The sequence below is a fragment of the Nocardioides sp. T5 genome, from assembly GCF_048161455.1.
Classification (GTDB): Bacteria; Actinomycetota; Actinomycetes; order Propionibacteriales; family Nocardioidaceae; genus Nocardioides.
The window spans coordinates 2,094,989-2,108,409 of record NZ_CP182415.1 but is presented as its reverse complement, the minus strand read 5'-3'; the positions used below and the strand labels follow the sequence as shown (position 1 = coordinate 2,108,409).

The window sequence follows — 13,421 nt, the reverse complement described above, 5'->3', positions numbered from 1 at the left end:
CCTCGGGGTCATGGCACGAACCTCGCGATCGCCGGCGCGACCTGCTCCATCGCGTGGGCGTAGTTCGCCCGGAGCCAGTTGCCGGCGAAGTGCAGGCCGGCGACGTCCAGGTCGTCGTCGAAGGCGAGCACGCACGACCCGCTGTTGCCGCCCAGGGACGTCGCGTCGTGGGTGAACACCCAGCCCCGAGGGCTGTCGGGGACCGCGTCCCGCGACGTCATGACGAGCCCCGGGCTCAGGTAGCGCACGCCGTACTGCATGTTGAACAGCTCCTGCAGCCGGCGTACGACGTCCATGCGGCGCCGGCCGTCCTCGTCGCTGGGGAGCACGGTGGGCATCGCCGGGTACCCGACGACGAACAGCCTCGAGGCAGCGGGCGCGATCGGCTGCGTGGACAGCGTGAGCGGAGGTGGCAGCTCGACGCCGTCGGTGCTGGTCTGCTCGACGCGCAGGAGGGCGAGGTCGAGGTGGGCGAGGTCGACCCGCCCGTCGATCGGGTCGGGCCCGGCGAAGACGACCTCCAGGACCCGGAACCTGCGGGTCGTGTCGGTCGCAGACGGCGAGAAGTTGATCGACGGCGCCCCGGTCAGCACCCACCCGGACGGGTCGGACCTGCGCGGGGTCGGGAAGGCGAGCAGCTCGACGACGTGCCGGTTGGTCATCACGAGCCCGTCGCCGACGACGAAGCCCGTGCCCGCATGGACGCCGGGGGCGGAGTCGATGCGCCCGACCGAGCGTTGCCTCACCGCGAAGGTGGGGTGGAGCACGACCGGACCCTGCCACTCGCCGAGCTCCGGGTCGTCGGGGTCGACGCCGTCGTCGCCCAGCCGGAGCGCGGGTCGACCCTCGAGCTGCACCAGTGCCTCCAGCGCGGTCTCCGACCCGGGGTCGCGCGGGACCTGCTCGCCCTCGCACAGGCACCCGATGACCCGCTCGCTGTCCCGGAGGAGCTGGTCGTGGAGGGGGGTGAGCCTCTGCGTGTCGACCTCGTCGGACTCGCCCCGGACTCGTCGGACCTTGTCCTCGAGCAGCCCGAGCACGGACGCGGGGTTCGCACGCAGCGACTCCCGCGCTGCCTCGGGAGTGAGGTCGGCGGCGGACTCGAGGCCGCTGCGGCGGCCGGCGACGAGCACGACCGGGTCGACGGAGGCGATCCGGTCCGCGCGCAGCTCGGGCCTCGTCGGCCCGGGGGCGGGTCGGGCGCTCGGTGGGGTCGTCACGCCGATGGCCGCCTCGAGCTGTGGACTCATCGGGTGCCGCGACAGGCGGGACTCGACGTCGGTCTCCTCGGGAAGGTCCGCGGCGATCCGCGCGTCCTCGAACATCACCGAGCTGAGCTCGAGCTGCAGCTGCGGCTGCGCGGCGGCTTCCGCCAGCAGCCCGGCCCCGTCCGGTCCCACCGCGTCGACGAGCAGGTCCATCGCGTCGGCGGCGGTGCTCCGGGAGGCAGCCTCGGGTGCCACGGCGACCGGCCCGTCGAGCGAGGCGTGCAGGACCGCCTGGGCATCGACGATCCCCGCGCCGAACTCGTCGGTGTCCCACCCGGTCGGGACGCGCACGGTCGAGGTCAGCACGTCGCGGAAGAGTGCCTGGACCGTCGTCTGCCGAGCCGCTGCCGCCGCCAGCACCGTCGCCCGGCCGTGGTGCGAGAGCCACAGCGCAGCCACGCCGGCGGTGAGCGCGACGGCGAAGGAGGTGCCCTGGCCCCCTGCCACCGCGCTGTTCCCCGGTCCGGCCACGGCTTTCCACACCTTCTCCGCCGGGGCGGTGACGTCGACCGCGGACCCGTGGCACGACCCGCGCCACGTGCCGTCGTCGACGTTGCTCCCGGCCACCGCGATGACGTCGGCGTAGCGGGCGGGGTAGACGACGAGGTCGACGCAGTTGCCCGCGGCGGCCAGGACGATGACCCCCTCGTCGATGGCCCGCTTGATGGCCTGACGCATCGCACGACTCGGGGTGCCGCCGAGGCTCATGGTCACGACGTGGCAGCCACGTTGCCGGGCGTGGTCGATCGCTCTCGCCACCGCGCTGCCGTTGAACGCGAGCACCACGGACTCGACGCAGCGGATGGGCACCAGCGTGGCCTCGGGTGCGGGACCGAGCACCTCGCCATGCGATCCGCTCGCCGCCACGCTGGCGGTCCCGGTCCCGTGGCCGGGGTTGCCGCCCCCGGACACGGGATCGAGGGCGTCCGCGGCGCCGGTGAGGACGTTGAAGCCGTCCCTGATGGTGACGTCGGAGAGCTCGACGTGCGGGGTGATCCCGGTGTCCGGCTGGCCGATCCGGATGCCGGCCCCCCGGGCCGGGCTGTCGTCCCAGGCGTCCAGCACCCCGGCGCGCTCGAGGGCCCACGTCCGGTCGACCGGAGCAGCACCCGCCACGAAGCAGGTGCCGTGGAAGCGGTCCTTGACCACGGACTCGTCGACCATGCCGGGGGCGACCGGTTCCTGGTAGAACTCGCTGCCGATGTCGGGCTCGACGGTGACCGCACCGAGGAGCTCGCGCAGCTCGTGGGCGATCGAGAACAACGTGCCGTTGTCCATCGTGCGTTCCAGCCCGGGGAGCTGGAGGACGTGGAAGACACCAAGCTCGTCGTCCGGGCGCGCGTCCTCGAACAGGGCGAAGAGCTCGACGTCCTCGATGCCGAGGAGCCTCCGGACCTCGGCGCGGGCGGCGTCGACGTCGACCGCGTCGGCGTACTCCACCACGAAGCGCAGCGTCCGCGCGTCCAGTCCGGCTGTCTCGTCATGTCCGTCCCGGTGAGCGGCGAGCGCTCTCAACAGCTCGATGTCAGGCACGGCGTGGTCCCCGATCTGTGTGGTGCGCCGCTCCCGGTGGAACGGCTGCGGATGGGGCGGCGTCCTCGTGCTCGCTCGACGCCCCGTTCGTGCGGTCACCTCCTGGTCCAGGCACCCGAGCAGCCGCGCCAGCGCCGAGGAGATGGGCTGGCCCGTCGCGAGCTCGATGAACAGCCACTGCCCGGCCGGGTTGACCTCGAGGAAGACGTAGTCGCCGTCCGGGGCCCTGCGCAGGTCGATGGCCCCGTAGCGCAGCCCGAGGCGCCGCATCATCCGCACCAGTCGCCGTTCGACCGGCTCCGGCAGCGGGTGCACCTCGATCGGCGCGTTCTCGGTGTCGACGCGGAAGTCGAGGTCGTACGACGACTCGCCCGACCGGATCTCGGCGGAGAACACCTGGTCGCCCACGATGGTGACCCGGATGTCGAAGCCTCCGGGGATGCACTCCTGGAAGATCACGGGCGCCAGGCGGACCCGGTCGAACAGCTCGCGGTGCTCGTCGCGCACCAGCCTGGTCTCGCGCCAGGTCACCTCGCTCGCGCTGAAGGACTTGAAGACCACGGAGCCCGGCTCGGACTCGATGAAGCCGAGGGCGCGCGCGGGGTCGTTGGTCATGCAGGTGCGCGGCACCCGCAGGCCGACCTCGGACGCGACGCGGAGCTGCCACATCTTGCGCGAGGCCGCTTCGTCGCGGTCGGGGTCGTTGACCCACTCCGCGTCGAGGCAGTGCCACAGCCCGGCGACCATGGCCGCGCACTCGCCGCGCGCGAACGCGCGGTCGTGGGCGTCGGTGATGGCGCCGTCCAGCACGAAGGGCTGCGGTCGGCGCCACCACATGGCATGCACGTCGCGCAGGTCGACCGGCACCCCGTCGTGCTCCCACCAGCCGTGCCAGCCCGCGCCGGGCACCTCGCTCGTCGTCAGCCCCACCTGCATGGGCAGCGACGAGGTGTCGAGGACCAGGTGCGCGGACCCTGCCTGCTCCAGGTGACGTCGTACGTGGACGGCGTGCAGGTCGTCGAGGTGGGACACGATGCCGATCACATGTCGCCCCCACTGCTCAGCAGGTCGTGCAGCGCCATCAGCGACTCGACCAGCGCCGAACCCGCCTCGATGGCTGCCTCGAGCTCACCGAGGACCGCGTCGGCGACCGGCTCCGACCCGCTCTCCTGGGCGATCCCGAGGTGCGGCGCGGCCTGGACGAAGGGCCGCACACCGCCGAGGGCTCGGCCGATCGCCGGGTCGAGCCACGGGTCGTCGAGGTCGACGATCACCTCCCGGCGCGTCAGGTTGGGGTCGTCCGCGCCGCCGGGCGTGCCGAGGACGTCTCCCGCCAACGGGGTGCCCCCGGCGTCCCGCGCGAGCGGGGTGCCCCTCACGTCCCGCGCCAGGGGCGTCCCGCGCACGTCGCGCGCGAGCAGCGTGTCGCGGATGTCGGCCGCCAGCCGGGTCCCGGCCCGGTCCCGGAAGCCGGTGTCGGCGGCGAGCAGGGTGCCGGTGACGTCGTCGGCGAGCTGGGTGGTGATGCTGTCCGCTGCGCGGGCGGTCTGCGAGCTCGGGGTGATCGACCGCAGCGTGGGCGAGGCCGCGATGATCGCCGCGATGGCCACGCCCGAGTTGCTGCCGGTCCCTGAGCTGGTGCAGCCACCGTTCGTGTGTACGCCGACGACCCGCCCGGTCGGACCGTGCAGGATGCCCGACCCCGAGTTGCCGCCGAGGGTGTCGATGTCGTTGTAGCGGATCACCGACCCCGACAGGGTCGTCGCCGGGCCGGCCTCGATCCGCTTCGGCTGGCCGAGGGGGTGCCCGATGATGGCGAGCATGTCGCCCACGGCCGCGTCCGTGGTCGCGAACTCGCTCCAGCCGTAACGGGAGCCGGGGCTGCCGCCGATCCGGCACAGCGCCATGTCGAGGCCACCGAGGCGGTACTCGATGAGCTGCGTGATCGGGTAGGACTGCTCGGCGCGGAGCACGTTGTTCTCGTCGACCTGGTACTCGAAGTTCAGGTGCATGCTGGTGGCCGCCTGCTGCGGCGAGATCGCGTTGGACGTGCCGTTCTGGCGCGGGACCGTCCAGCCGTTGATGTCGGTGTCGAACAGGTGCCCGCAGGTGAGGAACAGGTCGGGACCGATCATCGTCCCGCTCCCCCACCGCACGCCGTTGACGTCTCCCGGGTTGGTGAAGACGGTGGCGAGGTTGTCGTTCCACTGCACCTGGGCGACCGGTAGCTGGTGGTGGTCGACGAACGCCACCGTCACACCCAGGGAGCCGTCGTAGAGCTCCACCTGCTGGGAGTCGTCGGCGACCCCGCAGATCGACTCGAGCATCGTGCTGTAGTCGGGACCCGTCCCCTCGAGCGCCGACTCCGGCAGCGTCAGCTCGTCGAGGTGGGGGACGTAGAGGGGGTCGTCCAGCCCTGCGTTGACCGGCTTGCCTGCGGACCGCTTGGAGGTCGTCTTCCTCCCGGACTTCGTTGCTGCCATGTCTGTCTCTCCTCGTGGGCGGTGGCTCCACCACCGCGAGTGTCAGGAGTCAGCGGCTCCGCGCCTGGGCTCCGGGCCGCAGCCCGGACGCGCCGGCCGTGCCGGCGGAACAGCGCGCCTCGACCCACCGGGCCGGTTCGCCGTCCATGTCTTCGGAGGGTGGGGCAGTACGCGTCGGAACGAGTTCACGTGACGCCTCCGAGGGTCGCGTCCACGGCCGCGTGGTCCGGCCCACTCCTCAATGTGCTCCCGGTGGGGGCAGGACGCCAGACCGGACCAGACCACCTCGCAACACGGCCCTCACGACGGGGGCCGTGTCGGCGGGGGTGCGATCACCAGCTCGTGGGCTTCTCCGGGGCGAACAGCCAGGCGTGGAAGAACGCGGAGAGGTCCTGCCCGGACTCCTCCTCGAAGACGGCGATGAAGTCGTCGGTCGTCCCGGTCCCGTCGTCGTACCTCGCGATCCACTCGCGCGTCGCCGCGAAGAACGCCTCGTCGCCGACCTTCACCCGCAGTGCGTGGAGCGTGCCGGCACCTCGGTTGTAGACCTGTGTCGCGAAGAGCCCGAGCGGGCCGGGGTCGCCGATCGGCAGCGACCAGTACGCCGACGTGCGGGCCGGGGCGTACCAGTTGTCGAACGCCTGCTGGGCCGTGAGGCCGCCGTTCTCCTCGGCCCAGAGCCAGCTCGCGTAGGTCGCCCAGCCCTCGTTGAGCCAGATGTGCTGCCACGTGTCGGGGCTGACGGCGTTGCCGAGCCACTGGTGGGCGAGCTCGTGCGCGACCGTGCCCTGGGATGCCTGTCTCGAGTAGACCGGACGGGTCTGGGTCTCCAACGCATATCCCACGCTGTCGTCGTCGACGATCGAGCCGAAGGAGCTGAAGGGGTAGGCACCGAACCGCGACTCGAAGAAGTCGATCATCCGCGGCTGCAACGCCAGGCTGGCGTCGGTGGTGGCGAGCTGACTGCTGGTGAGCTTGCTGTCGACGAAGTCGTGGATGGGCACCCCGCTCGCCGAGGTCGTCACCGGTCGCTGCACGAAGTCACCGACGGACGCCGTGGTCAGGTAGCTCGCCTGCTGGTCCGGAGCCTCCCAGGACCAGGTCGTCGTACCACCCGCCGTCACCGGCTCCCCGGCCGGCAGGCCGTTGGCCACCGCGGTCTTGCCGGCAGGCACCGTGATCTCGAAGCTGTAGGTCGCCTTGTCCCGCTGGTGGTCGCTGACCGGGTACCACGTCATCGACCCCTCCGGCTCGCTGACCACCATCGCGCCGTCGCGCGTGGTGACCCAGCCGTAGAGCGCGCCCTCGACATCGGTCGGGCGCGTGGTCGCGCCGCCGTAGGTGACGACCACCCGCGCCGACTGCCCGGCCTTGAGCTTGGGACGCGGCTGGACCGTCAGCTCCCAGCTGCGGCTCGCGTCGTCCTGCACGTGCCAGTACGCCGCTCCGTCGACCTCCGCCCCGTCGGCCGGGGGCTCGATGCCGGTGGCGCGCTTGCCGTTGACGGTGAGCGCCGACACGGTCATGCCGCGCAGGTCGAGGTTGAAGCGGTCGAGGTCCTGGCGTGCGACGAGGTCGATCGTCGCCACACCGTCGAGCCGGCCACGGACCTGCGCCAGCGGCGTCGGCGGGACCGTCGCCACCGGGGGGACGTAGTCGATGTCGAGGTCGTAGTGCGTGACGTCGTAACCGCCGTTGCCCGCGCGCGGGAAGTAGGGGTCGCCGGCCCCGTCCGCTCCTGCGGTGAACCGCGGCCCGGGCCCGCCCGGGGCGGCCACGGCCGCGGCCGAGGCGAGGACCGCGGTGGCCAGGCTCGCACCGACGAGCATCCGCGACGTCCGGACGAGTGATCCCATGGCGCGACCTCCCAGTCGTCGGGCGCTGCGGCCCATCTCGCGACCGTACGCCCGCGTCGCCGGGAAGGGCGTCTCCCAAGTTGAGGACGTTGGCTCGCCCCCGACATTCACAGGGCCGACGCGGCCTCCAGCTCACCGATGCGTACGCGCAGGCTCGACTCGGCCAGTCGCCAGAGGGTGGCCGAGTGCGCGTGGCGGTGCTGGACGGCCGTGCCGGGGCGCGCGCGGTCGCGGCACCCCTCCTGCTCCAGCGCACGCTGCGCGAACGCCTCCGCAGCACGCTCCAGCTCACGGATCACCGTGGCCGTCTCGGGAAGCATCACTGCCGTCATGTCGACACGATGCACGAACGACAGGTCCCCCACGCCGATCGAGCCCGAACATGCCCGATTTGGTGGGCTCGGACCGAAGAATCTCCGGCGACCGGCACGCGCGCGGGCGCCGCGCGAGCGAGGCGCGAGCCGCGCACGTGCGGCGGGTCTGGCCCCTGATTCGCCCGTCCGAGGGCCAGGACCGCCGCACGTGCGGCTGGATGCCGCCCGCCCTCGGGGCGGGGCCGTTGTCGGACCCCGGTGTCAGACTGCACGGCATGACTGCCCTCGACCGCTTCAGCGCGCCGACGCGTGCTTGGTTCGAGGCCTCCTTCGCGAGCCCGACGCCGGCCCAGGAGGGCGCCTGGGACGCCATCGCCGCGGGCAAGCACGCGCTGGTCGTCGCGCCGACCGGCAGCGGCAAGACGCTGAGCGCCTTCCTCCACGCGATCGACCGGCTGCTCAGCACCGAGCGGCCCGACGACAAGAGCCGGCGCACCCGCGTGCTCTACATCTCCCCGCTGAAGGCGCTCGGTGTCGACGTCGAGCGCAACCTCCGCGCCCCGCTGACCGGCATCCGCAACACCGCCGAGCGGCTCGAGGTCACTGTCCCCGACGTCACCGTCGGCCTCCGCTCCGGCGACACCAGCCCGGCCGATCGTCGCAAGCTCGGCACGACGCCGCCCGACATCCTCATCACCACGCCCGAGTCGCTGTTCCTGATGCTGACCAGCCAGGCGCGCGAGACGCTGCGCGGCGTCGACACGGTGATCATCGACGAGGTGCACGCGGTCGCCGGCACCAAGCGCGGCGCCCACCTCGGCATCAGCCTCGAGCGCCTCGACCACCTGCTCGAGCAGCCCGCCCAGCGCATCGGCCTCAGCGCGACCGTCCGTCCTCTGGAGGAGGTCGCCCGCTTCCTCGGCGGCACCCAGCCCGTCGAGATCGTCGCCCCGCCCAGCACCAAGGAGTGGGACCTGCGCGTCGTCGTCCCCGTCGAGGACATGACGATGCCCGAGGAGTACGACGAGGAGTCGGGCGACCCCGGCCGCTCGACGAGCATCTGGCCCCACGTGGAGGAGCACGTCGTCGACCTCGTCGAGGAGCACCGCTCGACGATCGTCTTCGCCAACTCCCGACGACTGGCCGAGCGACTCACCGCCCGGCTCAACGAGATCGCCGCCGAGCGGGCCGCCGCCCGCGAGGAGGGCCTCGAGACGGACGCGGAGCGCCCGTCCCGGGCGGCCGCGAGCCCGGCCCAGGTGATGGCGCAGTCCGGCCAGAGCAGCGGCGCCGAGACCGTGATCGCCAAGGCCCACCACGGCTCGGTCTCCAAGGAGCAGCGCGCGATCATCGAGGACGACCTCAAGCGCGGCCGTCTCCCCTGCGTCGTCGCCACGAGCAGCCTCGAGCTCGGCATCGACATGGGATCGGTCGACCTCGTCGTCCAGATCGAGTCGCCGCCCAGCGTCGCCAGTGCGCTCCAGCGCGTCGGTCGCGCCGGCCACCAGGTCGGCGAGGTGAGCCGCGGGGTGCTGTTCCCCAAGCACCGCGGCGACCTCGCCCAGACGGCCGTCTCGGTCGAGCGGATGCGCTCGGGAGCCATCGAGAAGATGGCGGTGCCGGCCAACCCGCTCGACGTGCTGGCCCAGCAGGTCGTGGCCGCGCTCGCGATGGAGGAGTGGCAGGTCGACGAGCTCTTCTCCCTCGTCACGCGCTCCGCCTCCTACACCCAGCTCCCCCGCTCCGCCTACGACGCCACCCTCGACCTGCTGAGCGGTCGCTACCCGAGCGAGGAGTTCGCCGAGCTGCGCCCGCGCATCGTGTGGGACCGGGTGACCGGCCAGCTCAGCGGACGCCCCGGCGCCCAGCGGCTGGCCGTCACCAGTGGCGGCACGATCCCCGACCGCGGCCTGTTCGGCGTCTTCCTGGTCGGCGAGAAGGCCAGCCGGGTCGGCGAGCTCGACGAGGAGATGGTCTACGAGTCCCGGGTGGGCGACATCTTCGCCCTCGGCGCCACCAGCTGGCGCATCGAGGACATCACCCACGACCGGGTGCTCGTCACCCCCGCGCCGGGCATCCCCGGACGCCTGCCGTTCTGGAAGGGCGACGCCCTCGGCCGGCCGGCCGAGCTCGGCGCGGCCGTCGGGGCGTTCACCCGCGAGCTCGCCGCCAAGCCCGCGGCCAAGGCCATCGCGAGCGTCCGCGAGCGCGGCCTCGACGCCAACGCCGCCACCAACCTCGTCACCTACCTCGGGGAGCAGCGCGAGGCCACCCAGGTCGTCCCGAGCGACACCCAGGTCGTCGTCGAGCGCTTCCGCGACGAGCTCGGCGACTGGCGCCTGGTCGTGCACTCCCCCTACGGCACCCCCGTCCACGCCCCGTGGGCGCTGGCGATCAACGCCCGGCTGCGGGAGCGCTTCGACGTCGACGGGCAGGCGGTCGCCTCCGACGACGGCATCGTCATCCGGATCCCCGACACCGACGCCGAGCCGCCCACCGGCGAGGTCATCGTCTTCGAGCCGGAGGAGATCGAGCAGCTCGTCACCCAGGAGGTCGGCGGGTCCGCGCTGTTCGCCAGCCGCTTCCGCGAGTGCGCCGCCCGCGCGCTGCTGCTCCCCCGTCGCGACCCCGGCCGTCGCAGCCCGCTGTGGCAGCAGCGCCAGCGCAGCGCCCAGCTCCTCGAGGTCGCGAGCCAGTACCCCGCCTTCCCGATCGTGCTCGAGGCCGTGCGCGAGTGCCTGCAGGACGTCTACGACCTGCCGGCCCTCGTGACCCTGCTCGGTCGCGTGCAGCGCCGCGAGGTCACCGTCGTCGACGTCGCCACCACCCAGCCCAGTCCCTTCGCCCGCAGCCTCCTCTTCGGCTACGTCGCCCAGTTCGTCTACGAGGGCGACTCCCCCATCGCCGAGCGGCGCGCGGCGGCGCTGTCCCTCGACCAGGGGCTGCTCGCCGAGCTGCTCGGTCGTGCCGAGCTGCGCGAGCTGCTCGACCCCGAGGTGCTCACCGAGGTCGAGGCCGAGCTGCAGTGGCTCGCCCCCGACCGGCGTGCCCGCGGCGCCGAGGCGGTCGCCGACCTGCTCCGCCTGGTCGGTCCGCTCTCGGTCGAGGAGATCCGGGCGAGGTCGGTCGACGGGGCCGACGTCGAGGGGTGGCTCGCCTCGCTCGACCGCCGGGTCGCCCAGGTCCGGATGGCCGGCGACGACCGGTGGACCGCGATCGAGGACATCGGCCGGCTGCGCGACGGGCTCGGCGTACCCGTCCCGGTCGGCACGCCCGACGCCTTCCTGGAGCTGCCGGAGGACCCCCTCGGCGACCTGGTCTCCCGCTACGCCCGCAGCCACGGCCCGTTCACCACGGCCGAGGTCGCGGCCCGGCTCGGGCTCGGCGAGGCCGTCGCCCGTCAGACGCTCCAGCGCCTCGCCCACCGCGGGCGGGTGCTCGACGGCGAGTTCCGACCGTCCGGCTCCGGCACCGAGTGGTGCGACGCCGAGGTGCTGCGCAAGCTCCGCCGCCGTTCGCTCGCCCGCCTCCGGCAGGAGATCGAGCCCGTCACCCACGACGCGGTGGCGCGCTTCCTGCCCGCCTGGCAGCGCGTCGGGGGGTCGCTGCGCGGCGTCGACGGCGTGGTCGCCGCCATCGACCAGCTCGCCGGCTGCCCGGTCCCGGCGAGCGCCCTCGAGCCGCTGGTCCTCGCCGCCCGCGTCCGCGACTACGAGCCGTCCATGCTCGACGAGCTCACCGCCTCCGGCGAGGTCATCTGGACCGGCCACGCCCCGCTGCCCGGCAGCGACGGCTGGGTCAGCCTGCACCTCGCCGACCAGGCCCACCTCACGTTGCCCGAGGTCGAGGGCGGGGAGCCCGAGGGCCTCCAGCGGGCCGTCCTCGACGCCCTCGACCCCGGTGGCGCGTGGTTCTTCCGCCAGCTCGCCGACCGCGTCGGGTCCACGTCCGACGCCGACCTCAGCGCCGCCCTGTGGGAGCTGGCCTGGAAGGGCCTCGTCACCAACGACACGCTCGCCCCGCTCCGCGCCCTCGTGCGCAGCGGCACGCCGTCCCACCGCACCCGTCGTACGCCGCCACGCCTCGGCAGGACGACCGGCGGGCGGATGCCCGTGCGCACCGGCCCGCCGGAGACAGCCGGCCGGTGGGCGCTGCTGCCCGAGCGCGACAGCGACCCGACGCGACGGGCCCACGCCCGCGCCGAGCACCTGCTGGAGCGCCACGGCGTCGTCACGCGCGGCGCCGTCGTCAGCGAGCGGGTGGTGGGCGGCTTCGCCGGGGTCTACAAGGTGCTCAGCGCGTTCGAGGACACCGGGCGCTGCCGACGCGGCTACTTCATCGAGGGCCTCGGCGCCGCCCAGTTCGGCACTGCCGGCGCGATCGACCGGTTGCGCACCTTCACCGAGCCCGACCGCGCCACGTCCGGCACCAAGCCGTCGGTCGTCGCCCTCGCCGCGACCGACCCGGCCAACGTCTACGGCGCCGCCCTGCCGTGGCCCGACGCCGGTGAGGAGCGGGCGGGGCACCGACCCGGTCGCAAGGCGGGCGCGCTCGTCGTCCTGGTCGACGGCGCACTGACGGTCTACGTCGAGCGCGGCGGCCGAACGCTGCTCACCTGGAGCGACGATCTCGACGTGCTCACCCCGGCGATGGCCGCGTTGGCCGATGCCGCCCGACGTGGGGCGCTGGGGCGGCTGACCGTCGAGAAGGCCGACGGCCAGGCGCTGATCGGCAGCGGTGGCGAGACACCCATCCGGCTCGCGCTCACCGCTGCGGGCTTCCTCGCCACACCGAAGGGGCTGAGGCTGCGTGCCTGAGGGGGACACCGTCTATCGCGCCGCAGCCAAGCTCGACCGTGCACTGACCGGTCACCGGCTGACCGTCACCGACTTCCGCGTCCCGGCCTTCGCCACCGTCGACCTCCGCGAGGGCACCGTCATCCGCACGCTGTCGCGCGGCAAGCACATGCTCACCCGCATCGACCACCAGCGCGCCTGGACGATCCACACGCACCTCAAGATGGAGGGCTCGTGGCACGTCTACCCCAACGGCGAGCGGTGGCGCCGTCCCGACACCCAGGTGCGCCTCGTGCTCGGCATCGAGGACCGCGTGGCCGTCGGCTTCCAGCTCGGCATCGTCGAGCTCGTGCCACGGGAGCAGGAGGCCGACCTCGTCGCCCACCTCGGGCCCGACCTGCTCGGCCCCGACTGGGACGAGGAACGCGCGGTGGCCAACCTCCGCGGCGAGCCCGGTCGGCCGATCGGGCAGGCGCTGCTCGACCAGCGCAACCTCGCGGGCATCGGCAACATGTACGTGGCCGAGCTGTGCTTCACCATGGGCGTCAACCCGGCCAGTGCCGTCGCGACCGTCGACCAGCTCCCCCGGCTCGTGCGTCGGGGCCGGCAGATGCTCGAGGTCAACAAGGAGCGGGCGATCCAGACCACGACCGGAGACCTGCGCGAGCGTGAGCGCATGTGGGTCTACCGCCGCGACCGGTCGCCGTGCCGCCGGTGCCGCACTCCCATCGTGGTCACGATGCTCGGCGAGCCCGGTCGGGAGCGGGCCTCCTACTGGTGCCCCAGCTGCCAGCCGGAGCGCTGACGCAGGACCCCGGTCGGGGTCAGGCCGCGGAGGCGACCACGTCGCCGGCAGGGCGTGCGGTGCGGATCGGCGTGCTGACGACCAGGCCGACCGCGGCCTCCTCGATCGACACCGCGTCGGCGACGTCGCGCAGCACGTCGGACAGCGGGAGGTCCATCGCCTGGCACAGGGAGGCCAGCAGCTCGGAGGACGCTTCCTTCTGACCCCGCTCGATCTCGGAGATGTAGCCCAGGCTCACCCGCGCCTCCGCCGAGAGCTCCCGGAGGGTCATCCCGCGCTGCACCCGGGCACTGCGCAGCACGTCACCGAGCAGTCGTCGGAAGAGCACCATGCGCGAGTCCTTACTCTCGGGATGTCCGGTTGAGG

General features: G+C 73.1%; 7 protein-coding genes. 2 read left to right on the top strand and 5 right to left on the bottom strand.

The genetic code is table 11. The features are described 5' to 3' along the window. Positions 1–8 precede the first annotated feature (8 nt). The 4 genes from ACNKF0_RS10235 to ACNKF0_RS10220 form a co-directional block, all read right to left on the bottom strand. Complete coding sequence (locus tag ACNKF0_RS10235) at positions 9–3,845, bottom strand: S8 family serine peptidase (protein ID WP_416958064.1); 3,837 nt, start codon at positions 3,843–3,845, stop codon at positions 9–11. After that, positions 3,842–5,284, bottom strand: a complete 1,443-nt coding sequence (locus tag ACNKF0_RS10230) for a trypsin-like serine peptidase (protein WP_416958062.1) — start codon at positions 5,282–5,284, stop codon at positions 3,842–3,844. The genes ACNKF0_RS10235 and ACNKF0_RS10230 overlap by 4 nt, the downstream gene beginning before the upstream one ends. 332 nt (positions 5,285–5,616) lie before the next feature. Next, a complete protein-coding gene (locus tag ACNKF0_RS10225) occupies positions 5,617–7,140 on the bottom strand; it encodes a M1 family metallopeptidase (RefSeq protein WP_416958060.1) in 1,524 nt (507 codons plus the stop codon). 107 nt (positions 7,141–7,247) lie between these two features. Continuing rightward, positions 7,248–7,472: a hypothetical protein gene (locus tag ACNKF0_RS10220; RefSeq protein WP_416958058.1), complete on the bottom strand. Its 225-nt coding sequence runs from the start codon at positions 7,470–7,472 to the stop codon at positions 7,248–7,250. Positions 7,473–7,729: 257 nt separating this feature from the next. On the opposite strand from ACNKF0_RS10220, the gene ACNKF0_RS10215 reads away from it, so the two are divergent. Together ACNKF0_RS10215 and ACNKF0_RS10210 are read left to right on the top strand one after the other, a co-directional pair. After that, positions 7,730–12,271, top strand: a complete 4,542-nt coding sequence (locus tag ACNKF0_RS10215) for an ATP-dependent helicase (RefSeq protein ID WP_416958056.1) — start codon at positions 7,730–7,732, stop codon at positions 12,269–12,271. Further along, on the top strand, positions 12,264–13,055 hold the full coding sequence (locus tag ACNKF0_RS10210) for a DNA-formamidopyrimidine glycosylase family protein (protein WP_416958054.1): 792 nt from the start codon (positions 12,264–12,266) through the stop codon (positions 13,053–13,055). Before ACNKF0_RS10215 ends, ACNKF0_RS10210 begins: the two co-directional genes overlap by 8 nt. Before the next feature lie 19 nt (positions 13,056–13,074). On the opposite strand, the gene ACNKF0_RS10205 is transcribed toward ACNKF0_RS10210, so the two are convergent. Continuing rightward, positions 13,075–13,386, bottom strand: a complete 312-nt coding sequence (locus tag ACNKF0_RS10205; protein WP_416958052.1) for a helix-turn-helix domain-containing protein — start codon at positions 13,384–13,386, stop codon at positions 13,075–13,077. Positions 13,387–13,421: the final 35 nt, after the last annotated feature.